Annotated in this window: 24 protein-coding genes; 22 read left to right on the top strand and 2 right to left on the bottom strand. The window is 31.2% G+C overall.

The window, feature by feature from the left end; all coding sequences use genetic code 11:
- Nucleotides 1–12 precede the first annotated feature (12 nt).
- The 17 genes from OCU55_RS02030 (at nt 13) to OCU55_RS02110 (ending at nt 13259) form a co-directional block, all read left to right on the top strand.
- A complete protein-coding gene (locus OCU55_RS02030) occupies nt 13–201 on the top strand; it encodes a flagellar FlbD family protein (protein WP_261850649.1) in 189 nt (62 codons plus the stop codon).
- A gap of 13 nt (nt 202–214) precedes the next feature.
- Nucleotides 215–1024 carry a motility protein A gene (locus OCU55_RS02035; protein WP_261850650.1) on the top strand — a complete coding sequence of 270 codons (810 nt, stop codon included), beginning with the start codon at nt 215–217 and terminating at the stop codon, nt 1022–1024.
- Complete coding sequence (locus tag OCU55_RS02040; protein WP_261850651.1) at nt 1017–1724, top strand: OmpA family protein; 708 nt, start codon at nt 1017–1019, stop codon at nt 1722–1724. Before OCU55_RS02035 ends, OCU55_RS02040 begins: the two co-directional genes overlap by 8 nt.
- Nucleotides 1724–2224 carry a flagellar basal body-associated FliL family protein gene (locus tag OCU55_RS02045; protein ID WP_261850652.1) on the top strand — a complete coding sequence of 167 codons (501 nt, stop codon included), beginning with the start codon at nt 1724–1726 and terminating at the stop codon, nt 2222–2224. Before OCU55_RS02040 ends, OCU55_RS02045 begins: the two co-directional genes overlap by 1 nt.
- A 14-nt stretch (nt 2225–2238) precedes the next feature.
- Nucleotides 2239–2601, top strand: coding sequence for a flagellar biosynthetic protein FliO (locus tag OCU55_RS02050; protein WP_261850653.1), 363 nt, complete (start codon nt 2239–2241; stop codon nt 2599–2601).
- Nucleotides 2598–3371 (top strand): flagellar type III secretion system pore protein FliP, encoded by a 774-nt coding sequence (gene fliP, locus OCU55_RS02055; RefSeq protein WP_261850654.1) that lies wholly within the window; start codon nt 2598–2600, stop codon nt 3369–3371. Before OCU55_RS02050 ends, fliP begins: the two co-directional genes overlap by 4 nt.
- 11 nt (nt 3372–3382) lie before the next feature.
- Complete coding sequence (gene fliQ / locus OCU55_RS02060) at nt 3383–3652, top strand: flagellar biosynthesis protein FliQ (protein ID WP_261850655.1); 270 nt, start codon at nt 3383–3385, stop codon at nt 3650–3652.
- 11 nt (nt 3653–3663) lie between these two features.
- The gene (locus OCU55_RS02065; RefSeq protein ID WP_261850656.1) at nt 3664–5493 is read left to right on the top strand and encodes a fused FliR family export protein/FlhB family type III secretion system protein; all 1830 of its coding nucleotides are present in this window, start codon (nt 3664–3666) and stop codon (nt 5491–5493) included.
- A 20-nt stretch (nt 5494–5513) separates the two neighbouring features.
- On the top strand, nt 5514–7577 hold the full coding sequence (gene flhA, locus OCU55_RS02070; RefSeq protein WP_261850657.1) for a flagellar biosynthesis protein FlhA: 2064 nt from the start codon (nt 5514–5516) through the stop codon (nt 7575–7577).
- Nucleotides 7577–8794 (top strand): flagellar biosynthesis GTPase FlhF, encoded by a 1218-nt coding sequence (gene flhF / locus OCU55_RS02075; RefSeq protein ID WP_261850658.1) that lies wholly within the window; start codon nt 7577–7579, stop codon nt 8792–8794. Before flhA ends, flhF begins: the two co-directional genes overlap by 1 nt.
- Nucleotides 8788–9648, top strand: a complete 861-nt coding sequence (locus OCU55_RS02080; RefSeq protein WP_261850659.1) for a MinD/ParA family protein — start codon at nt 8788–8790, stop codon at nt 9646–9648. The genes flhF and OCU55_RS02080 overlap by 7 nt, the downstream gene beginning before the upstream one ends.
- Before the next feature lie 11 nt (nt 9649–9659).
- On the top strand, nt 9660–10298 hold the full coding sequence (locus OCU55_RS02085; protein WP_261850660.1) for a flagellar brake protein: 639 nt from the start codon (nt 9660–9662) through the stop codon (nt 10296–10298).
- Nucleotides 10299–10311: 13 nt separating this feature from the next.
- A complete protein-coding gene (locus tag OCU55_RS02090; protein ID WP_183278465.1) occupies nt 10312–11037 on the top strand; it encodes a FliA/WhiG family RNA polymerase sigma factor in 726 nt (241 codons plus the stop codon).
- A gap of 13 nt (nt 11038–11050) precedes the next feature.
- Entirely contained in the window at nt 11051–11497 is a 447-nt protein-coding gene (locus OCU55_RS02095) for a hypothetical protein (RefSeq protein WP_261850661.1), read from the top strand.
- Between the two features lie 77 nt (nt 11498–11574).
- Entirely contained in the window at nt 11575–11697 is a 123-nt protein-coding gene (locus tag OCU55_RS02100) for a hypothetical protein (RefSeq protein WP_261850662.1), read from the top strand.
- Entirely contained in the window at nt 11694–12467 is a 774-nt protein-coding gene (locus OCU55_RS02105) for a flagellar hook-basal body complex protein (protein WP_261850663.1), read from the top strand. The genes OCU55_RS02100 and OCU55_RS02105 overlap by 4 nt, the downstream gene beginning before the upstream one ends.
- 12 nt (nt 12468–12479) lie before the next feature.
- The gene (locus OCU55_RS02110; protein WP_261850664.1) at nt 12480–13259 is read left to right on the top strand and encodes a flagellar basal-body rod protein FlgG; all 780 of its coding nucleotides are present in this window, start codon (nt 12480–12482) and stop codon (nt 13257–13259) included.
- Between the two features lie 142 nt (nt 13260–13401).
- On the opposite strand, the gene OCU55_RS02115 is transcribed toward OCU55_RS02110, so the two are convergent.
- Nucleotides 13402–15042: a putative manganese-dependent inorganic diphosphatase gene (locus OCU55_RS02115; protein ID WP_261850665.1), complete on the bottom strand. Its 1641-nt coding sequence runs from the start codon at nt 15040–15042 to the stop codon at nt 13402–13404.
- A 169-nt stretch (nt 15043–15211) separates the two neighbouring features.
- On the opposite strand from OCU55_RS02115, the gene OCU55_RS02120 reads away from it, so the two are divergent.
- Nucleotides 15212–17758 carry a calcium-translocating P-type ATPase, SERCA-type gene (locus OCU55_RS02120; protein WP_261850666.1) on the top strand — a complete coding sequence of 849 codons (2547 nt, stop codon included), beginning with the start codon at nt 15212–15214 and terminating at the stop codon, nt 17756–17758.
- Nucleotides 17759–17922: 164 nt separating this feature from the next.
- Here OCU55_RS02120 and OCU55_RS02125 read toward each other — a convergent pair whose 3' ends face one another.
- Nucleotides 17923–18339, bottom strand: coding sequence for a hypothetical protein (locus OCU55_RS02125; RefSeq protein ID WP_261850667.1), 417 nt, complete (start codon nt 18337–18339; stop codon nt 17923–17925).
- A gap of 606 nt (nt 18340–18945) precedes the next feature.
- On the opposite strand from OCU55_RS02125, the gene OCU55_RS02130 reads away from it, so the two are divergent.
- From OCU55_RS02130 to OCU55_RS02145, 4 genes are all read left to right on the top strand, one after another.
- Nucleotides 18946–19899, top strand: coding sequence for a DUF4003 domain-containing protein (locus OCU55_RS02130; protein ID WP_261850668.1), 954 nt, complete (start codon nt 18946–18948; stop codon nt 19897–19899).
- Nucleotides 19900–20013: 114 nt separating this feature from the next.
- The gene (locus tag OCU55_RS02135) at nt 20014–20382 is read left to right on the top strand and encodes a hypothetical protein (protein WP_261850669.1); all 369 of its coding nucleotides are present in this window, start codon (nt 20014–20016) and stop codon (nt 20380–20382) included.
- Between the two features lie 326 nt (nt 20383–20708).
- Nucleotides 20709–21383: a deoxyribose-phosphate aldolase gene (gene deoC / locus OCU55_RS02140; protein WP_261850670.1), complete on the top strand. Its 675-nt coding sequence runs from the start codon at nt 20709–20711 to the stop codon at nt 21381–21383.
- A 288-nt stretch (nt 21384–21671) separates the two neighbouring features.
- Nucleotides 21672–23966, top strand: a complete 2295-nt coding sequence (locus OCU55_RS02145; RefSeq protein ID WP_261850671.1) for an AAA family ATPase — start codon at nt 21672–21674, stop codon at nt 23964–23966.
- Nucleotides 23967–24341: the final 375 nt, after the last annotated feature.

Raw genomic sequence — 24341 nt, forward strand, 5'->3', positions numbered from 1 at the left:
TAGGAGGCTTTAATGATTAATGTTACTGGCATGAATAATCAGGAATTTGTTTTAAATGCTGAACATATAGAAAAAATTGAAGAAGTTCCAGAAACTATAATTACTCTTACTAATGGTAAGAAATATATTGTATTAGAAACTGTTGAAGAAGTAGTGGATAAAGTAATAAGATACAAGAATAAGATATTCACTCTAAAGTAATAGGAGGTAAGCTATGAAGAAGTTTGATTCGCTTACTGTAATAGGGTTAATAGCTGGAATAATCATGTTGGTTTTTGGTATGCACAATAGTGCAGGGTTTAAAATATTTTTTGATTTCCCGTCTATATTGATAGCAGTAGGGGGATCACTTTGTGCATTAATGGTAAATTATTCTTTAGATGAAATTAAGAATATTGGTAAAGTATTCATTTCAGCAACAAAGGATACTGAGATTTCAGGAAGTGAAATTGTGACTCAGTTCACCGATATATCAAAGAAAGCAAGAAGAGATGGACTACTTTCATTAGAAGATTATATAAACACCATGGAAGATGAATTTCTCAAGAACGGCTTAAGAATGGTTGTTGATGGAACAGAGCCAGAAATGATTAAGGAAATAATGGAACTAGAAATAGATGAAATGATAAATAGACATACTAAAGGAGCAAACATATTTAGGTCTTGGGGCAACTATGCGCCAGCTTTTGGTATGATAGGTACTTTAATTGGAATTATACAAATGCTTTCTAACTTAAATGATTCAGGTTCTTTAGCTTCAGGGATGGCAAAAGCCCTTGTAGCAACTCTTTATGGGGTTATATTAGCTAATGTAATACTTAATCCTGTTGCAGCTAATTTAGGAGTTAAAAATGACAAAGAAGTTGCAATTAGAGAGATGATAGTTGAAGGAGTTCTTTCAATACAATCTGGAGTAAACCCTAGAATAATAGAACAAAAACTTGTTAATTATCTTTCACCTCAAGAAAGATTGGAGTATTTAAAAAATACAAGCAGTCTAAAAGGGGCTGTATATAATGGCTAGAAGAAGGGTAAAGCAAGAACAAGTTAAAAATGACCAATGGCTAATACCTTTCTCAAGTACTACATTGGTTCTTTTGATACTTTTTATATTATTATATTCTTTTTCAACTATGGATGAGCAAAGTTTGTCTTCAATACCAACATCGCTACAGGGCATATTAACAGGACAAGGTGCAAAGGTTAAAGCACAGAGTACGGTTACTGTGGAGAATACTGCAAGCGACTTAGAAAAAAAGGCAAATATTAATGAAATATATGAGAAGTCTAAGAAATTTATAGAAGATAATAAACTTGGAGCATCAGTTGAATTAAAACAAGATGATAGAGGAGTTATACTACAGCTTAGAGATAGTGTGTTGTTTGAATCAGGCAAAGCTGATTTAATTCCAAATAGTAAAAATTTACTTGATAAACTTGGAAGTCTAATTAAAACTGTTCCCAATAATATAATTGTCGAAGGGCATACTGATAATGTGCCTATAAATACATATAGATTTCAGAGCAATTGGGATCTTTCTGCTTCGAGAGCAGTTAATGTTGTTAAATTTTTTATTGATCAAGAAAATGTGAATGCTGCTAGATTTACCGCTGCAGGATTTGGAGAATATAAACCTATAGTTGATAACTCCACAGCTGAAAATAGAGCTAAAAATAGAAGAATAAATATCTTGATAGTTGCAATAGAAAGGGAGAAGAAGTAATGGCTGAGAAGAAAGAAAAAAAAGAAAAAAAAGAGAAGGCAGAGAAAACCGGAGGGGGAAAGAGTAATCTTATCATAATAGTTTTACTTGTCTTAATCCTAGCTGGTATGGGCTTTTTTGGAGGATACTACGTTCTTTATGTAAAGGGAAAAGACAGTTCAAGTACCTCTAGTTCAAAAGTAGTTGCTAAAGTTTCAGAAGCTTATTTGGAGCTTGGAGAATACACAGTAAATCTTAACGATGATAAAGAAAAACATTATCTTAAAGCGAAGGTATCAGTTGGTTACGATAAAACTAATAAAAAACTTACAACAGAAACAACTGACGATTTAATTGCACTTCAATCAACAGCACTTGAATTTTTGCAATCAAAAAAAGCAGCTGATTTTAAATCAGAGAATTTAGAACAAGTTAAAAAAGAGTTAATTGATACATTAAATAAAAGAGTTACACAAGGTCAGTTTATAGAGGCATATTTTCAAGAACTTATAGTACAGTAAGGGATGATTAAATTATGGATTTATTTTTTCTAATTATAAAGTTAGTGTTTAGTTTTCTACTTATTCTATGTTTGGCACTAATTTCACTAAAACTTACTGGAAACAAGTATAATAGTCTCCAAAAAGGTAGATATATAAAAGTAATAGAAAAGATTCAGTTATCTAAAGAAATATCTATAGTGCTTCTTCAGATTGGCAGTAAAGGTGTTGTGATGAGTTGTTCTCAGAACAGCACAGAAAAACTTGAAGAAATTGATGAAGAGACTTTGAAAAACATATTAGAAAGTAAGGATCAGTTTCAACAGGATATGATGAAGAAGTACTCGGATATTATCGGAAATATTAAGGTAAAAGGATTTAAAGGAAAAATAAGATGAAATTGAAAAAGAAATACATATTTATTTTAATATTAGCTTTTGTCTTAATAGGACTTACTACATATAAAGCACAAGCGGCTCCACAGGACACCCCTGTACCTAATGTTAATATTACTGTGGGAAATACAACTAATCCTAAAGATTATGTGTCAAATATAAAACTATTGGTAATGTTAACACTAATTTCAGTACTACCATCCTTTCTGATCATGATGACCAGTTTTACTAGGATTGTAGTAGTTTTCTCTTTCCTTAAAAATGCAATAGGGGCACAACAGTCCATACCGAACCAAGTTTTGATTGGGTTGGCATTATTTTTGACTATATTTATTATGCAGCCAGTGTATAATGATATTAACGCCAATGCGCTGCAACCTTATATGGATAACAAAATAACTCAGCAGCAGGCGATTGATGTTGGTTCAAAGCCATTAAGGCAATTTATGTTGAAACAGACAAGACAAAAAGACTTAAAGCTTTTCATTGAAGCAGCAAAATTGGATGCAACTAAAATAGATCAAAATACAGTTCCTCTATATGTTGTGATTCCGGCTTTTGCAATTAGTGAATTAAAAACAGCTTTTCAAATTGGCTTTTTGATTTTTTTGCCTTTTTTGATAATAGATATGGTAGTTTCCAGTGTTCTAATGTCTATGGGTATGTTTATGTTACCGCCAGCTATGATTTCTCTACCATTTAAACTTCTTTTGTTTGTTTTGGTAGATGGATGGTACTTACTAGTGAAATCGTTAATTATGAGTTTTTCTTGAGGTGAGTTAATATGAGTGAACAATTAGTTATAGGAATAATAAAAGATGCATTAACAACTGCATTATATCTTTCAGCACCTTTTTTGGTGATTTCACTAGTGCTTGGTTTATTAATAAGTATTTTTCAGGCGTCTACTCAGATACAAGAGCAGACACTTACTTTTGTCCCAAAACTCATAGCAGTTGCAGCTGTTGGATTATTATTAGGTAGTTGGATGTTGACACAACTTATGTCTTTCACTGAGCGAATATTTCAAATGATCTCTAATATAGTACGTTAAAGGTGATAGACTTGATTGATACAGCGTACTTTCTAGCGATATTTTTTATCTTTTTAAGACTCATAACATTCTTTACAATAATACCTAATTTTTTTCCTTCAGGAACACCTGCAGCCTTTAAGATATCTCTAAATCTTATATTATCAATGATACTAGTAGGAACCATAGACATAAGTACGATTCAAAATATTCAAAGCAATTATACAATAATAATTTATGCATTTAATGAGGTTATGACAGGAATAACCTTGGGTTTCGTAACTTCTATTATATTCTATGTTATAGAAATGGCAGGAAGCCTTATGGATCAGCAGATAGGACTTGGTATGATATCTATGTTTGATCCAAACACAAAGTCTAACTCAAGTTTATTATCTAGACTTTTATATTGGGTAGCTATATTGATTTTCTTCATAGTAGATGGGCACCATATGCTCATCAAAGAGCTTTCTAGCAGTTATAAGATTGTAGGTATAGGTAAAAGCATTATATTTCAAAGCAGTATAATGACGATACTTAATTCTTTTACACAGTATTTTATAATAGGTTTGAAAATTGCAATACCAATAGTATTGATAATAATAATAACTGATTTAACTATGGGACTTATATCCAGAACAGTGCCACAGCTAAATATAATGATACTTGGAATGCCTATCAAGATGTTAGTTGGAATAGCTTCATTTATGATAGCACTTCCTATGATAATTAAAGCAATGGTAGCAGCTTTCAGTTATCTGCCAGATGTATATCAAAATATTTATAAGGCCTTACCCCTAGTATTCATATTCGCCTCAGAAGACAAAACAGAAGAGGCAACTCCTAAGAAAAAATCTGAAGCGAGAAAGAAAGGTCAAATACCTCGTAGTAAGGATGTAAACCTTGCAATGACTTTAGTGGCTTGCACACTTGTAATAGCTGCACTAGGTGGATATATAGGTAGTGATCTAAAATATAATCTTATATATTTCTTATCAAATAACTTTCACCAAGAAATCAATTTAGGTTATCTAAGTGGATTATCTTTAATGGTGACTTATAGGGTAATGAAGGATTTAATACCTATAGTGGTACCTATAATGGTTATTGGCATCGTATCTTCAGTTGCACAAAGTGGTTTCTTGTTTACAAGTGAACCGCTGAAACCATCCTTAGGAAAACTTAATCCACTAAAAGGAATAAAGAATATGTTCTCTAAGAAAAATTTCGTCGACTTAGGGAAAAACTTTATAGTAGTTTGCGTATTGTCATATATTGGCTATGACTTTGTAAAATCAAATTATTCAGACATTATAAATATTGGAAATGTTTATTTACCATCCTTAGGGGCAGAGTTCAAAAGATTATTACTTAACATCTTTATGAAAATTACTCTAGTGTTGGTGGTAATAGCTGCAGCAGATTATTTTATGCAGAGAAGAATGTTTAATAAAGAAATGAGGATGTCTAAACAAGAAGTAAAAGAAGAATTTAAGCAAATGGAAGGAGATCCTCAGATTAAAAATAGAATAAAACAAAGACAAAGAGAAATGGCAACTAAAAGAATGATGCAAGCTGTCCCAGATGCAACAGTAGTAATAACAAATCCTACTCATCTTGCGATAGCGATTAAATATCAAGAAGGAAATATGGAAGCACCAAAGGTAACTGCAAAGGGTGCTGATAATGTAGCCCTTCGAATAAAAGAGATAGCAAAGGAAAATGATATTCCGATATTAGAAAACAAACCTTTAGCAAGACTTATATATGAGCAGGTAGACGTAGATAGAGAGATACCAGCAGATATGTATCAAGCGGTAGCTGAGATACTAGCAATAGTTTTTAAGATGAAGAAAAAGTAGGAAAGGGATGAGATTAATTTATGGAAGGTAGCAGAAAGATAAGCTTGAAAAAGAATCTAGACGTAGTTGTTGCGTTAGGTGTAATAGGCATAATATTAATGATAATAATACCTTTCCCGGCAGCTATGCTAGATATACTAATAGCACTGAATATAACCTTATCAGTGGTTATAGCACTTATAACTATGTTTACAACTAATGTATTGCAATTATCTGTTTTTCCAACCTTATTGTTGGTTACAACGCTGTTTAGACTTGGACTTAACATATCTTCCACAAGACTTGTATTAACTGGTGGATATGCGGGGCAAGTAATAGATGCCTTTGGTGAGTTTGTTATCAGGGGTAACTATGTAGTAGGTATTATAATATTCTTAATCATAATGGTTGTTCAGTTCGTTGTAATAACTAACGGTTCTGGAAGAGTATCAGAAGTATCAGCTAGATTTACACTAGATGCGTTGCCAGGTAAACAAATGAGTATTGATGCTGATTTAAATGCAGGACTTATAGATGAAATGGGTGCTAAGAAAAGAAGAGCGGACCTACAGGCTGAGGTTGATTTCTATGGAGCCATGGATGGTGCTTCTAAGTTCGTTAAAGGAGATGCAATTGCAGCTATTATTATTACTTTAATAAATGCACTTGGAGGCATAATAATTGGTAGTGTTATGATGGGACTTCCTATAGCAGAAGCTGCACAAAAGTTTGTAAGACTTTCTATAGGTGATGGATTAGTGAGCCAGGTTCCAGCACTATTAATATCTACAGCTTCAGGTATATTGGTAACAAGATCTGGTAGTGCAGAGAACTTTGGTTCAATTGTATCAAAACAGCTTACAGGTTTCCCAATAGTTTTAGGACTTGCTTCAGTATTAATGTTATTCTTAGCGTTAATACCTGCAATGCCAAAGGTACCGTTCTTAATAATGGCTGTAGGCTTTGGAGCAGGAGCATATGCATTATATAAAGATGAACAAGAAAAGATTGTACGAGAGATTGTTCAAGAGGAAGAAGCCATTGCTGAAGTAGAAAGAAAAGAACCTGAAAATGTAATGACTCTTATACAGGTTGAGCCTATGGAAGTAGAAATAGGTTATGGACTTATTCCACTAGCTGATGAAAGTAATGGTGGAGATTTACTACAAAGAATTGCTTCAGTAAGAAGACAATGTGCTATAGAAATGGGAATAGTGGTTCAACCTATAAGAATTAGGGACAACCTTCAACTTAAAACAAATGAATATGTTATAAAGATTAGAGGAACAGTAGTAACAAGTTCAGAAATGATGCCAAACATGCTTTTATGTATGGATCCATCTGGTGAAAATGCAGATATACCAGGTATTAGAACAATAGAGCCGACCTTTGGACTTCCTGCTATGTGGATAAACAAGGATCAAAGAGAGGAAGCTGAAATTAAGGGGTTAACAGTTGTAGATCCAACTACTGTAATGGTTACTCATTTAACTGAAACAATAAAAGCACATTCTTATGAATTATTAGGAAGACAAGAAGTTAAACTAATAGTGGATAATACTAAAGAAAAATATGGTGCGGTTGTAGAGGAACTTATACCAGACTTAATGACAATCGGAGAATTACAAAAAGTATTACAAAGCTTATTAAGGGAGAAGGTTCCAATAAAAGATATGGTAACTATTATGGAATCTTTAGCAGATAACTCAAGAAATACGAAAGATATTGAGCTTCTCACTGAGTATGTTAGATTTGCATTATCAAGAACTATATGTAATCAGATAATTGATGAAAATAGAAGAGTATCTGTTGTAACATTGGATCCACAAATTGAGGAAGTGATAGTAAGCAACATCCAAAAGTCTATCAATGGTTCTTTCCCAGCAGTTGATCCAGATACTACTACTATAATATTTAATTCAATAAAGAACACTTTAGATTCTGTTTACTTTTTCAATAATCAAGCAGTTATTTTAGTATCACCAAATGTGAGAGCTCCTTTCAGAAAGCTAATTGAGATGGTATTTCCTCATGTTATGGTAATATCTCTAAATGAGATTCCTAATGATGTAGAGATTAGAACTGAAGGAGTAGTGACGTTTTAATGATTATTAAAAGATACATGGTTAAAAACATGAATGAGGCAATGACAAGAATCAGATATGAGCTTGGAAAAGATGCCGTTATAATAAGTCAAAGAAAAGTAAAGAAACCTGGATTCATTGGCATCTTTTCACCTAAAATGATAGAGGTAACAGCTGCGGTAGAAAATGCATCAAAAAAAGACGGAGCTGATAATAGAAAGAAAGAAGATACTTTGGAAGACTCCATTGAGAGTATAAAAAAGTTAATGAATGATCAGATATCTAGTAGCAAAAGTGGTATAAATTACAAAACAGATAGAGAAGATGATGGAAGTTCTACAGTCAGAGCAAGCTCTAACAGACTGATGAATGAGACATTAAAGGATTCTTATTCTCCAAATAATACACAAGACTATATAGTAAAAGAAATGAGAGAAATGAAAAGTTTAATTTCTAAGGTTATATCTGGTGAAGATGCTAAAGAAAAACCCTATGAAAATATCCGAAAAAGCCTTATAAATAATGATATAGAAGAAAATTTAGCGGAAACTTTAATTAAAGATATACCTTTATCTGCAGAGCATGATGATGAGGCTTTAGAAAATGTTATAGAAAAAAGAATTAAAGTCGAAAATGTAGATTTAAAAGGACCGGTTGTATTAGTAGGGCCCACCGGTGTCGGTAAAACAACTACAATAGCAAAGCTTGCAGGTAGAATGGCATTAATCGAAAAGAAAAAAGTAGGGCTTATAACAGTAGATACATATAGGATTGGCGCTGTAGATCAATTAAAGACATATGCAGAAATCATGAATTTAGAATTTAAAGTTGTTATAACAATCAAAGAGATGGAAGATGCAGTAAACTCTATGAAAGATTGTGATGTAATCCTTATAGATACTACAGGAAGAAGCAGTAAAAACTCAATGCAAATATCTGAACTAAGAGCCTTTGTACAAAAAGTTAATTCAGATAACATACATTTAGTTATAAGTGCTACTACAAAAAATCGTGATATAAAGTCAATAGTAGAGGGGTTTAAGATATTAAATTACAATCACGTGATAATAACCAAACTAGATGAGACTTCCGTATATGGATCCATTTTAAACATATTGCAATTGGCAGATAAACCAATAAGCTTTATGACAACAGGTCAAACAGTTCCGGATGACATAACTATTTTTACAAAAGAACAGATAGCTAAGCTCATTATGGGGGAGGATAATATATGTTAGATCAAGCTGAGAGCCTTAGAAAGCTTGCGCAGAGTAGCAATCCTTCTTTAACAAAAAAAGGGAAGATAATAACTATAACCTCAGGTAAAGGTGGAGTTGGAAAAAGCAACTTTGTAGTAAATCTAGGGATTCATTTGCAAAAGATGGGTAAAAAAGTATTAATCTTCGATGCTGACATAGGAATGGCGAATGATGATGTTTTAATGGGGATCTCTTCGAGGTATAATATATTTGATGTAATAAATAATAATAAAAATTTAAATGATGTTTTAGCGACAGGACCATTCGGTATAAAACTATTGCCAGGAGGCTCAGGGCTTAACAAGGTAGAAGATTTATCCGATGAAGAGCGAGAAGTGTTCTTAAGTAAAATTTCTGAGATAGAAGATTTCGATTATATATTTATGGATACTGGAGCAGGTATCAATAGAACTGTATTAGCATTTATATCTTGCTGTGATGAGCTTATCGTTATAACTACACCAGAACCTACTTCTTTGACAGATGCTTATAGTCTTCTGAAGGCTACAAGTCATTTTAAGATAAAAGATAGGGCAAATGTAGTAGTAAATAAAGCTCTTTCATATAAAGAAGGAGAAGAAACGTTTTCTAAATTTGAAAACGTAGTAAATAAGTTTTTAAGCATGAACTTAAAATACTATGGATGTGTGTTAGATGATAAGAAATTAGTTCAAGCTGTTAGAGAACAGATGCCTTTTATAGTAAGATATCCAGGCTCAGATGCTGCAGAATGTATTCAAAATATAGGAAATCATTTACTTGGGTCAGCTGAAAAAGAAAATGGAACTGGAGTTCAGGGATTGTTTAAAAAGATATTTAAGATATTTTCGTAGGAGTGAATTAGATGGGCAATTTAACTTTATTAGTAAACAACAGACTAGATGTATTGTTTGAAGAAAGAATATATAGATGTCAAATTCAAGACATAGGAGAAAATTTCTTTAACATAAATTTACCTGCAAGCGAGGGTCAATACCTAACTGTTCCAAGGGGATTAGATTTAGAATTTATGAGCTTTTGTGATGATGGAGATGTTTTCAAGTTTAAATCCACAATAATTTCTAGATCACAAGAGAATAATATACCTATGTATGTTATGACTAATCCATATGACATAGTAAAAATACAAAGAAGAGATTATGTAAGAGTTAAAGTTGCTCAAATAATAAGTTATATTACTGGGGATTATGCAGTAGAGGCTATAGAAAAGCTTAAACTTAATACTGCAATATTGCTAGATTTAAGTGGTGGAGGAATGAGAGTAAAACTTAAGGAAAAGTTATCAAAGGGTGATAGCATTATCTCTGAACTTAAATATAGTAATCAACAAGTATTAGTTAAGGGAATTATCGTAAGAGTAGAAACTACTGAAGATAAGCAGTGGGTCTATGGTGTGAATTTTGACAACATAGATGAAAGAACTAGAGATAAGATCATAAGAATGGTGTTTGATATAATGAGAAAACAAAGAGAATTACTCTAAGGGAGGAATTTATATGGCAGTACAAGGTGCTTTAGCGTATAGAGACAAAATAGTAGAAAAATACATACCATTAGTTAAGTATATAGCATCTAGAGTTATTCTTGGCAAAAGTAAATATGTTGAGTACGATGATCTAGTTGGTTATGGTATGGTTGGTCTCATGGACGCAATGAACAAGTTTGACGAGAGTAAAGGAATGAAGTTTTCGACTTATGCTTCTATAAGAATAAAAGGTGCAATGATTGATGAAATAAGAAGAAATAGCCCTATATCAAAAGGGGCTATGGATAAACTTAATAGATACAATGAAGTAATAGACTCTCTTCAAAAAAGCTTAGGTAAAGAACCAAGCAATGAGGAAATAGCTAAAGCACTTAATATGTCATTAGAGAGTGTAGGTGAAATTGAAAACTACATAAACTACATATCCATAGTATCATTAGAAAATATTATATTTTCAGATGATGATGATATTTCTATCATGGGCATAATAGAAGATAAGAACAGTCCTAGTCCTGAAAAAACCTTAGAAGAAAAAGAAGAGGTTGAGATGTTAAGTAAGGCTTTAGGATTATTGAATGAAAAAGATGGAATAGTATTAAGCTTATATTACTATGAAGGTCTTACACTTAAAGAAATAGGTAAGGTATTAGAAGTATCAGAGTCAAGAGTATGTCAATTACATAGTAGAGCAATAAGAAATCTAAGAGCAGCTATGAAGAAGCTTCATTACATATAAAGAGGTAGTTAAAATGCCATTTGTACTTATTATTATTGGAGTATTGCTTATTACAATAAATTATAGAGCTTTAAAAAAAGAAGACGGTTCCTTTGAGAAAATCCTTGAGCAAAGAGGAGAAAGAGTAGAGGAGCATGATATAGAAATTGGTAATCTAAGAAGAGAGTTCAGTGAGACTATATTAGAGCTTCAGTTAGAAATAGAAAGACTAAAAGCTATTAAGAATAGTGAAGAATCTGACGATAATAAAAGTGGTGCTATTGATTATCGTATAGATGACGAGGTTCCATATGAAGAGCCTGTTTCTGTGACTAAAAACTCAAACAAAAATATGATTTCTGATAAAGCAAGATCGGTGAAGGAACTTTTAGATAAGGGCTTCACTGATGACCAAATTTGTGAGGAACTTGCTATTGGAAAGGGGGAAGTACTATTAATAAAAGGATTATACAAAAAGTAAGAGAAATATTTCTATTTCTAGCTGATAAAAAAATATTACTTGGTATTGGTATAGGAATTTTAATAGGTACTTTCTGCATGTTTGGTTATCAATACAATGTAAGTATGTCAAGAGAAAGAATCGAAGAAAAAGCTAGAGGCTATGGAATGATATATCAGGATGAGAGTAAAGTAATATTTGATAAGGATGTGAAAAAGTGATTAGAGGTTTATATACAGCTGTAAATGCTATGGTGACTTTAGAAGCAAAGCAAGATGTTATCACGAACAATATGGCTAATGCTAATACTAATGGATATAAAGCTGACGATTTAAGGGTAAAAAAGTTTCAAGATGTGTTGATACAAAACAAAGATAAAGTTGTTGGCGGTCAAAACGTAAAAAACACAATAGGAAGTTTGAGTCTTGGAGCGAGTATTGATGGTACAGACGTAGAATTTACTCAAGGTACGCTTACAAGTACTGAGAATGATACAGATATGGCTATCGATGGAAGAGGTTTCTTTTCTGTAAAAAGAGGAGACAAAACATATTTCACAAGGGATGGCCAGTTTAGGATTAATACAGCTGGATATTTAGTAACTAGTGAAGGTGACAGTGTAATGGGACAAAATATAAAGACTGGTGCCTCTGAACCTATTTATGTTGGAAATGGTAAACTGACTGTTGATAATAATAACAATGTTATCGTAAATAATGTGCCTCAATACAAAATGCAGGTTGCTGATTTTAATGATTATAAAAATCTAAAAAAACTTGGAGATAATTTGTACCAATCAAGCGAGACTCCTAATTACAATGGACAAGTTTATGTGAAACAAAAGACACTTGAAAAATCAAATGTTAATATAGTAAATGAGATGGTAAATATGATGACTGTCATGAGAAGCTTTGAAACAACTCAAAAAGTAGTACAAACTATGGATGAGACTTTATCAAAAGCAGCTAATGAAATTGGATCAGTTAGATAATAGGAGGTAAGCATGTTTAGAGTTTTATGGAATGGAAAAAGCGCAATGCTTGCAAACCAAGAAAAGTTAGATTCAATATCTAATAACCTAGCAAATGTCGGCACCACAGGATATAAAAGAGTAGATGTATCCTTTAAAGATTTAATGCAGGAAAGTTTAGATAAGCAAGGATATCCTGTTAATGATAAAACTGCTTATACCGGTACAGGGGTAAGAACATCTTCATGGGTTAGAGATGACTCTCAGGGTCAATTGCAGGAAACAAAAAAATCATCTGATCTAGCTTTGGATGGTGAAGGATACTTTAGAGTTAAACAGGCAGATGGATCTGTAGCTTATAGTAGGGATGGGTCCTTTAAAGTTGACACAAATGGAAATTTAGTTGACTCTCAGGGAAACTTTTTAGATGTTGAATATGCAGCTGGATATAATAAGGATACTGTAGCATTACAGGATAAAATAAGTAGTGACAACTTCGCAATAGATAAACAAGGAACTATAACTTTAAAAGATAGTAATAAAGTTGTAGGACAAGTACCCGTATACACTGCTGTAGGAAATGATGCATTTACTTCCGTAGGTGACAATTTGTATGTTCCAAAGGCTGGTGCTCAAGTGGTAAAGAGTACTAATGTTGATGTCCTTCAAGGCTATGTAGAAAATGCAAATGTTGATATGGGTAAAGAATTTGCAGATATGATAGTAACGCAAAGAGCATTCCAATTAGGCTCAAAAGCAATAACTACTGCTGATGAGATGTGGGGAATGATAAATAACTTAAAATCAAGGTAAAGACTCGTCTTTACCTTGATTTTTTTATATTAAAGTTATATTAATTCTTTGCAAAGCTCATTAAAGTATTTGATGTAGGAATGCCTTAATTTAATCGGCTAAAATAACAAAAATCCAGCTAGAAGCTCTAGCTGGATTTTTGTTATAGATTTGATATTGCATTTGTTATAGGTGGAATAACTTGCTTCTTTCTTGAAAGAACACCAGGAAGATAAGCTGTGTTTTCACTTAAAGTTACTTTAAATGCTCTTTCAGCAATTTCAGGAAGTTTTCCTGCAACTAAAAGTTGAGAACCTTCATTTATAATGTCTGTTAAAAGAAGCATTACTACTTTTAAGCCTGATTCTTCAGCTTTTCTTTCCATGTATGCAAGCATTTTATCTTTTAGTGGCATAAAGCCTTCTATGTCCATTGTATTAACTTGTGCTACACCAACCTTTATTCCTTCTATAGTAAAAGGCTTAAAGTCTTGATTGAATATTTGTTCAACAGTCTTTCCTTTTAAAGATGTACCTGCTTTAAACATTTCCTTTGCATAAGATTCTGCATCAATACCAGCTATTTCAGCAAGCTTTAAGCAGATTTCTTTATCTACTGGAGTACAAGTTGGAGATCTAAATAGAAGAGTATCTGAAATTATTGCACTAGCAAGTAATCCAGCAGCTTCTTTAGAAGGAGTAAGTCCATTCTCAAAGAATCTCTTAGCTACTATAGTAGAGGTACTTCCAAGAGGCTCGTTTCTAAAGTAAATTGGATTTCCAGTTTGGATATCTGCAACTCTATGATGGTCTATTATTTCTAAAATTTCAGCATCTTCAAGACCATTTACTGATTGACCTCTCTCATTATGGTCTACTTGAATTACCTTTTTCTTATGGTTTGAAATCAAGTGGTATCTTGATATACTACCAACAACTTTATTTTCAGCATCCACTACTGGATAACTTCTGTATCTAGTTTCTGCCATAACGTGTTTTATATCATCAGATAATTCATCAGTTGAAAATGAAACTAAGTTTTCTGTAGCCATAACATATTCAACAGGAATTGATTGAACTATAAATCTTGAAGCAGTAAAGGAATCATAAGGAGTAGATATTACTGTAACTCCAGTAGTCTTCGCCTTTTCAAGTAGATCAGCATTCATTTTATGAGAACCAGTGATGATTATAAGTGAAGCTTTTAAATCTATAAGAGCTTCTTGAGTTTCAGCTCTATCACCGACTATAGCAATATCTCCAGCTGCAACAACTTGTTTCATGGAATCAGGTTGCATAGCTGCAACAACAATTTTACCAGCATAAGTAGTATTAGTAGGATTTATGTATAGTGCTTCACCAGAAAGTGCATCTAATATATTTTCGATAGGAGTATTGCTTTTTCCTAATATGCAATTATCCCATATATCCATATAGCTTGAAGTTAAGTTTGCTGTTGAAAGAATTCCTATTAAATGCTTATGGGAATCTACTACAGGTATAGACTTAACATTATTATCTTTCATAATATGCCAAGCTTGCTTTAATGAAATCTCAGGTGTAACTGACTCAATTCTATCAAATTCTAAATCCTCTACCTTTAATTTAACTGTTTCTAGGAATTTAGGCTTTTCTACTCCAAAATAGTTTAGTACAAATTGAGTTTCTTGGTTAGGCTCACCAAGTCTAACAGGTATAGCAGGAATGTCTCCGCTTTTGTTTTTAAATTCTGCGTATCCTATTGCAGCACATATTGAGTCTGAATCAGGATTTTTGTGACCAGTAACATATATAATGTCTTTCACTGAACGAATCCTCCTTTGTGATAATTTATTATACTAATATATTCTAATAGTTAGGATGTAAATTGTAAAGATTGTTACTGTAAACTTGTATAAACAAAATACAATGTTCTAACTAATAGCCTGTCTACATATATTATTATAGATGTTACAGAGAAAAGGGGGAACTAGAGTGATACAGGAAAAGGAACTTATAAGAGGGCTTTCTTCTTCAGAAGCAGAAAGAAGAACTAAGAATTTTGGCTTAAATGAGTTAAGTCATAAAAAGAGCATCTCTCCTGTGATATTATTCCTATCCCAATTCAATGATTTTATGGTTTGGGTTCTTATGGGAGCTACCATTGTATCAGGATTAATGGGAGAAAAGGCAGACGCAATCACTATATTAATAATTGTGATAATAAATGCCATATTAGGATTTGTTCAGGAGTTTAGAACAGAAAAGTCTTTAGAAGCGCTCAAATCTTTAGCTGCACCTACGTGTAAGGCGTATAGAGATGGAAATATAAAAGTTATTAATGCCAGATTTCTTACCCTTGGAGATATCGTAGTATTGGAATCAGGTGATAGGATTCCGGCTGATGGTGAAGTAGTAGAAAGTACAGCTTTGATGGTGGACGAGTCTCTTCTTACAGGAGAGTCAGTAGGAGTAAACAAAAGCATAAATAAAAAAGATTGTAATGTTTATATGGGTACAAATGTATTAAAAGGAAAAGCTTTTATTAAGGTAACTCAAATTGGTATGAACACTGAAATGGGTAAGATAGCTAATCTTCTTCAAAACATTGAGGAAGAAAAATCACCTTTAAAAGAACGATTAGAATCACTGGGAAGAGTATTAGTTATTTTATGTTTAGTAATATGTGCAGTAGTTACTGTAATGGGAATAATAAGAGGAAATGACTTAACTGAAATGTTCTTACTAGGAATAAGTTTAGCAGTAGCAGCTATACCTGAAGGTTTACCAGCTATTGTAACAGTTGCTCTTGCTTTAGGCGTATCTAGAATGCTAAAGAGAAATGCTTTAGTTAGAAAACTACCAGCAGTAGAAACTCTGGGATGTACGTCTATAATATGTAGTGATAAAACAGGTACCTTGACTCAAAATAACATGACTGTAAAAGAAGTATATATGAATGGAAAAATATACAGCTTAAATGAGGAGAAACTCCCTCCAAATCCAATGCTCACTAGATCATTTGTATTCTGCAATGACTGCAATTATAATTTTAGCGAGAAATATGTGGACAAGGCTCTTCATGGGGATCCAACAGAAACCGCACTTATAAAGCTTTATTTTAAAGAAGTTGGCGCTTTAAAGGGATTTTTGGCAGGTGGACATAGAATATTTGATATTCCTTTTGATTCTACAAGGAAAATGATGAGCGTAATAATGAAGGAAAATGGAAAAGAAATATGTTATGTAAAAGGGGCACCTGAAAGATTATTAGAGAGGTGTAACTATATTTATGAAGAAGGTAAAGTAAAACCTCTAACATATCAAAGAAAAAAGCAGATTGGAACTTTTGTTGATTCTATGTCAAACAAAGCTTTAAGATGTATTGGAGCTGCCTACAAGGATACCAATATTCAAAGAGATGACTCACTTGAGAGTAATTTGATATTCTTAGGAATTGCAGGCATAATAGATCCGCCAAGACTAGAAGTAAAAGATGCTGTATTAAGATGTAGATTAGCTGGTATAAAGCCTGTAATGATAACTGGTGACCACCAGAACACAGCTTTTGCTATAGCAAAAGATCTTAATATATGTTCAACTCCAGATCAAGTAATTACTGGAGAAGATATTGAAAAAATGACTGATAAAGAACTATATGAAAAAGTTCAGAAAATAAGAGTTTTTGCTAGAGTAAGTCCAAATCATAAATTAAGAATAGTAAAAGCATTCAAAAAGAATGGAAATATAGTAGCAATGACTGGAGATGGAGTAAATGATGCCCCTGCTATAAAGGAAGCAGATATAGGTATATCTATGGGTATATCAGGAACTGACGTTACAAAGGAAGCATCTTCTATGATATTAATGGATGACAATTTTGCAACTATCGTAGCTGCCGTAGAAGAGGGAAGAGTTATATATTCCAATATCAGAAAGTTCATAAGATATCTATTGTCTTGTAATATAGGTGAAGTATTAACTATGCTTCTAGCATCAATTTTTTATCTTCCAACTCCACTGGCACCAATCCAGATATTGTTTGTAAACTTGGCCACAGATGGACTTCCAGCCATAGCATTAGGAGTTGATCCAGCAGATAAAGATATAATGAAGCAAAGGCCTAGAGAAAAAAATGAAAGTGTTTTTTCAAGAGGTCTTACTGAAAAGATAGTTGTTAGAGGTACCCTTATAGGTATCTGTACATTGTTCTCATTTATGGTAGGGATATATTATGGATGGGATCTTAATACAAGTAGAACTCTAGCTTTAAGTACTTTAGTAATGTCACAGCTAATTCACGTTTTTGAGTGTAGATCAGAAAGACATTCTATATTTGAAATAAAGTTTTTGACAAACCCATATTTGGTTGGAGCGGTAAGTATTTCGGTAACAATGCTGTTATCCATACTTTATATACCTTTCTTACAGAGTATATTCCATACTACACCACTGACCATAGGACAATGGCTTATAGTATTGTTCTTCTCAGGAGTAATAGCATTTATAAACAGTGTTTACCTATATATAAAAGTAAAATAGTAAGTTTTTGTTTAATTTAAAGATTGAAATTTAGGTGTTCCTACAAGAGATACTATATTAATTCTTTTCGATGCTTATTAAAGTATCGGATGTAGGAATGCCTAAATTTCATAAATTACATTAAGGCTAAAACAAAAAAAGAATTGCGAGGATTCGCAATTCTTCTATTTTGTTCTAGTAACTTGTTGTTGTTTAGCTTTCTTTATTTGTGAATGATCAACTGGGAATAAATCCTTCTTCGTAGTGAAGTTTATAACATTCATTATCTGAATTACATCACCGGATGATTTAGATTTCTTATCACTCTTTAAACCTTGGATCATAACACTGTGACCTTGATTAACTGCTATAAATTCTGGCTTTTTAAACCATCTATTCTTTTTGTAAGAACATTTAATAACTGCCTTACTTCTTTCAGGTCTTATTATTAGGGTAGCTGCTATTGTATGAAATATCCAAAGAATAGTTTTTTCTTCAACCTTAGCTGAGATAACCGTTCCTTGAAATTGAGCCATTCTATCACCATACTTTTTTATGTATGAGTCAGTATAATATTTTGATAGTTTTTCCTTAAAACCCATAGTTAAAACTCCTTTTCATATTCAAATATTATAAGTCCATTTTAGTATTTTAACTTAAACAATTAACTAAGACTAGCTAATTTTTTATCCTAAATCTAATTCAATTTTTAAATCACTGTATATTAAGAACTGTGGTTGATATATAGACAAAAACCAATATTCACACACTAATCTCAATAAATGGGATGTATATAAATCTATAAAAAGCATATGTATATTTCAATTAATATTTATAATTTATTTAGTTTACAAAAAAATAATTAATTTCACATAATGCCAATTATATTTTTAAATAAAATAAGGATATGAATTAGAAATTCATCAAATAAAAAAGCACATCTGTCTATAGTTAAGTTTCAGTATAAAAACCTATAAAACATAATAAACAACTAGTATTATAGCATACAATTGATGTTAATAAAATAGCAAAGTAGAAAATCAACCTTATACTTTATTATAAGCAAAAACTTAACTAATAATCATAAATATAATTAACAACATTGTTACAATTTATTAATTGATATTATGGTGAATAAATAATACAATTATTATATGATATTTAATAACCCTTTAAGGGATAAGTAGGACTTAGAAAGAGGTAAAATTATGGACAACATAATTAAAAAGAATGTGGATTTAATGATAAATAATTATATAAAAAGTAAAAATAAATTGAAGTATGATGGAGATTTATTAAATCATTTTGCGGCACTAATACTTACAAACTCAGCAAAAGAATTAAATTATGAGAAAATAAGAGCTATAAGAAAATTTATAAAAGAGAGTACAAGCTGGTTTTCTACCTTTAGAGGAAACAATCTATACGTTATTTCAATATTATTATCTCTTGAAGAAGAGTGGCAGAAAAGATTTAGAAGAATACAGAAATGGGAAGAACATTTAAAAGATGCTGGTTTTGTTGAAAGCCCATATTTATCCATAGGTATATGGATTTTAACGGAGAATTTTAAGGATGAAGAGATGTATACGGTGTCAAAAAAAATGAGAGAAATATTTTTATTAATGAAAGAAGAATATTATAATGTAACATCTTCAGATGACTATATTATATGTGCGATTTTGGTAACACAAGGTTTGAGCAGTCATACATATATGGATATAACTAACAAAGCCTACGATGAGATAACTAATCATGATTTTACTACTAACAATGGTGCTCAAACTTTGGCAACAATATTATGTACTAATCCAAGTGAATGGAATAATAATTTAGAAAAAGCCATTGATATATGTAAATTAGTAAAGAGTAGTGTTGGAAGTATACAGCCTCAATATGTAGGGGTTATTGGTGTTGCGTCCACTGTTATAAAAGATGCTGATAGCTTTATAAGAGAAGTTTATAGTGTGGAAAAATACTTAAATGGACTTCCTGATTATCAATTTTTTATGGATAGAGGCTTTAGATTGATGATTTCTATGTTTATGGTTATACTTAGTAAGAAGAAACTCAAAACTAATTATTTAAATTCAATAATGGCTCTTATAATAAACTATAGTTTAGTGAGTCAGCAACAGGCAATAATATCTAGGGCTAACTAAGAGATAGATTACCTTTATTAATTTTAGAATATAATAATGTTTATATAATTTAAGAAGTATAAATTTGTTAAGAGGTGGTATACATAAGGTGTACCACTTTAACAGGGAGTAAAGATGAAAAATAATTTAAAGAATTATAGAGTAGTTTTCTTAACTATTCTCTTTTTGGAATGTTTTTTTATGAGTGGTGTTTATTTTTATAAACAGCTGAGTATACCAGTTTTATCAGCTATTATACCAACTGAAAGCCAAACTATAGTACTAAGTGCACTGTATGTTATAAAACTTATATTGCTTATCTTCGTAATATTTAAGATTAAAAGTACATATAAAATCTTTATATTAATAAGTATAATAATAGGTGTTTCCACTATATTATATGAGAAAATGAATCTGCTTTTCATCTTAGTTGAAGGAGTACTTTGCATAATAGGTATATTAAGTATATTATGCTCATTTGAAAAAATTAAAGTTCGTAAATAAAGGATTCCTATATTGAAACTTATGTTATACTTGTTCCATAATCTCGGCTTATGGGCTCATCAGATACGTATGACTTTATAGGTGAAGCTGGAATCATATAATTATTTGAGAATATAACATTTTTATATTTGTAGACTAAAAATATATATAAGATTATAATAAGTATGTGTTTCGAGATTTACTTCAATATTATATTTAAGCTGTACTAAGAATATACAACTTATAAAATAATTGTTGAAGTTAAAACTATGTGAAAAACTATGAAACATAAATTTCTTTTTATATTATAAAAATTTATTAAGACTTTTAATAAATAGGAGGAAGAGATGAATAAAGAACAATTAGCTAGAATGATCGATCATACTTTACTTAAACCAGAGGCTACAAAAGCTGGTGTTGAAAAACTTTGTAAGGAAGCACTTGAGTATAATTTTGCATCAGTATGTGTAAACCCTACCAATGTAGAATTGGCAGCAAAGTTACTAAGCGGAAGTGAAGTTAAGGTTTGTACTGTAATAGGATTTCCTTTAGGAGCTAATACCAAAGAGGTTAAAGCTTTTGAGACTAGTGATGCAATACTTAAAGGTGCAAATGAAGTAGATATGGTTATAAATATAGGGAAATTAAAAGATAAAGATTATGATTATGTAAAAGAAGATATAAAAGCAGTTGTAGATGCTGCTAAAGGGAAAGCGCTTACAAAGGTTATAATAGAAACTTGCTTATTAACTGATGAAGAGAAAGTAATTGCCTGCAAACTTTCTAAGGAAGTAGGAGCAGATTTTGTTAAAACTTCAACAGGTTTCTCAACTGGCGGAGCAACAGAAGCTGATATCAAGTTAATGAGAGAAACAGTTGGACCAGATTTAGGTGTTAAGGCTTCTGGTGGAGTTAGAAGTCAAGAAGGCGCTTTAAAAATGATTGAAAATGGTGCTACAAGAATTGGTGCATCAGCTTCTATAGAAATATGCGAAGGTAAGAAATCAGACTCTACTTATTAAGATATAGCTATATAACTTTAAAACTAAAGCTATTTTTAAAATTCTGCTTAAGTATAATCAGAGTATTAAAAAATAAATCTAATTATAAAATTGATTAAAAGGTATAGATTATGTGCAATAGTCTATACCTTTTTCGCATTTTGATGAAACTTGATGAAATATATTTAAAAATTTTATACCTAAAATTAAAAAAATAGAATATTAATATAGTAAATTACTTTATAGAGGAGGGAACTGCTCTAATAAATTGGGGAAAGATTAACTTTTGCAATTTTTGAGTGGGACGTTATGAAGAGAGAGTTAACTCCACAAGAGGTCGTTTATAATGTAGATTTTAATCGATTATCTAGAACAGAGGATAAGAAGTTTATACCAGAATATACTGAGGTCTATAAGAATATAGAAGCTGCTTTACACATCGAGAAAGAGGGATTTAACGTTTATCTTATAGATCTATTTTCTAAAGAAAAACTTGAAAATATAATTAGTTTTATTGAAGATAGCTTTAGTAGTAGGTCTTGTCCAAAGGATATTTGTTATGTAACACTAGAGGATCCTAGATATCCTGCTCCATTGTTTATCGCTAATGGTAAAGGAAAGAAATTTAAAGAGAGATTAGATGCAATCAAAAACTTTTATCTAGAGAAAATATTTAATTTTTATAACTCATCATCAAATAAGGAAAAAGAAACAATAATAGAGGAAATACAGAGAAAGAGAACTGATTATATTGAAGATCTTGTTCAAATGGCTAAGAATGAAGGATTCGATGTAAAAGCCACAACCAATGGATTTGCATTTATACCTCTAAAAGAGGGAGAAGCCATGACAGAAAAAGAATATGATGGGTTAGAACAAAATTCAAAGGAACAAATTGTAACAAAGGCAAGTAAACTTAAAACTGGAGCAGAAGATGTCTTGGAGCAGTTAAAGGATATTGAATTAAACTCTATAGATAAAATAAAGAGAATATTTAAAGGTTATTTGGATGAAGAGTCAAAAGATATAAAGGAAGATATATTTAAAGAGTTTATAGAAGAAAAGGAAGCTTTAGAATATTTAAATAATGTTTGCAGTTTAGTAGAAGAGGAAACTATTGAAAATTACTCCATGAACTATGAAGAGGATATGGAAAAGATAGAGGAAATAGTAAATAGAAATAATATCAATCTTCTAGTTGATAATAAGGATGTAAAGTATCCTAAAGTTATATTTGAAGAGGATCCAAGTGTAAATAACTTGATTGGAAGCATTGATTATGAAAATCATAATGGAGTATATTCAACAGATGTATCTCTTATCACAGCAGGTTCATTATTAAATGCCAATGAAGGGTGTTTAATAGTCAGAGCAAGTTCACTTCTAAATAATGCCGGAAGTTATTATTATCTTAGAAAAGCTCTCATGAGTAATAAAGTAAGCTATGATTATAATAGAGGCTATTTGGAATTTCTAGCTCTAAATGGTATGAAGCCAATACCAATTGATATAAATTTGAAGATTATAATAATAGGAGATAGTGAAACTTATGATACCTTATACACCTATGATGAAGATTTTAAGAATCTTTTCAAAATAAAAGCAGAGTATAACCCTTATGTAGTCATAAATGAAGAAGTGAAAAGTTCCTTATTTACTATGATTGATGAAATTAAAACAAAAAATAGCTTGCTAAATATAAGTAGTGAAGCAATTAATGAAATAGGAAAATTTCTATCAAGAAAAGCTCAAGATAAGCATAAGATATTTATCGATGATGAAGAGATAGGAAGAATACTTATACTAGCAAATAACTTTGCAAAGAAAATTGATAAAAGAGTAATAGGGCGTAAAGAAATAATTGCAGTAGCTTATAATGAACAATTGATAGAAAAAGATATTATTGAAATGTTTAAAGAAAGAAAAATGCTAATTGATGTAAAGTCAAAGGTAGTTGGAAGTATAAATGGGTTGTCGGTTTTAGATACGGGCTATTACAGTTTTGGTAAGCCTACTAGGATAACTTGTATATGTTATAAAGGTGTAGGAAGAATTGTAGATGTGCATAGAGAAAGCAATCTAAGCGGTAATATACATGCTAAATCTATTGATATTTTAAGAGGTCTATTGAATACTCTTATAGATCCTTATTCCAGAATTCCTGTTGATTTTCATGTGAGCTTTGAACAAACCTATGGCATGCTTGAAGGTGACAGTGCATCTATCGCTGAGTTAGTCTGCATGATTTCAGCTATTAGTAAAATTCCTATAAAACAATATATAGCTGTAACAGGCTCCTTAAACCAATTTGGAGAAGTACAGCCTATAGGTGGAGTTAATGAAAAGATAGAAGGATTTTATAAGGTATGTAAAAATATTGATACGGTTTTTGGTAAAGGGGTAATTATACCAGCATCTAATGTAAATGATATTATACTAAACAGTGAAGTGGAAAAGTCTATAGAAGATGGGGAATTTCACCTTTATGCCATAAATAATATAAATGATGCAATTCAAATTCTTATGGCTGATGATACTTGTACTTTAGAAGATATTTTGAGTTCAATAAAAAGTGAAATAGCATTGTATAATAAAGCTAAATAGCGATATATAATAAGTAAAAAAAGAGAGGTGAATTGCCTCTCTTTTTTTACTGTATAGAAAATATAAAGTTATTATTACCGTTAAACCTAGATATTTCAGTGATTTTAGAAAAATTTTATAGATATATAGTAAAAAGATAAGACTTATTCACCTGTTATATTTTTTACATGTACATTCAGAAAGTAGGGTACACAAAAAATTGCATTAATTAATTACTTATGTCTCCCAGTAGTGTAATTTATAGATACATTCACATTAAAAATACCATAATATAGAAATATATGATAAATATGTTTGACTTATTACAAATTTTTATGATAGAATTATGGAAAAAGAAGGAAACTAAATTGGCAAAATAGCTAAGGAGGTGAATTA

The sequence above is a fragment of the Clostridium folliculivorans genome (assembly GCF_024341905.1).
Taxonomy (GTDB): domain Bacteria; phylum Bacillota; class Clostridia; order Clostridiales; family Clostridiaceae; genus Clostridium_AR; species Clostridium_AR folliculivorans.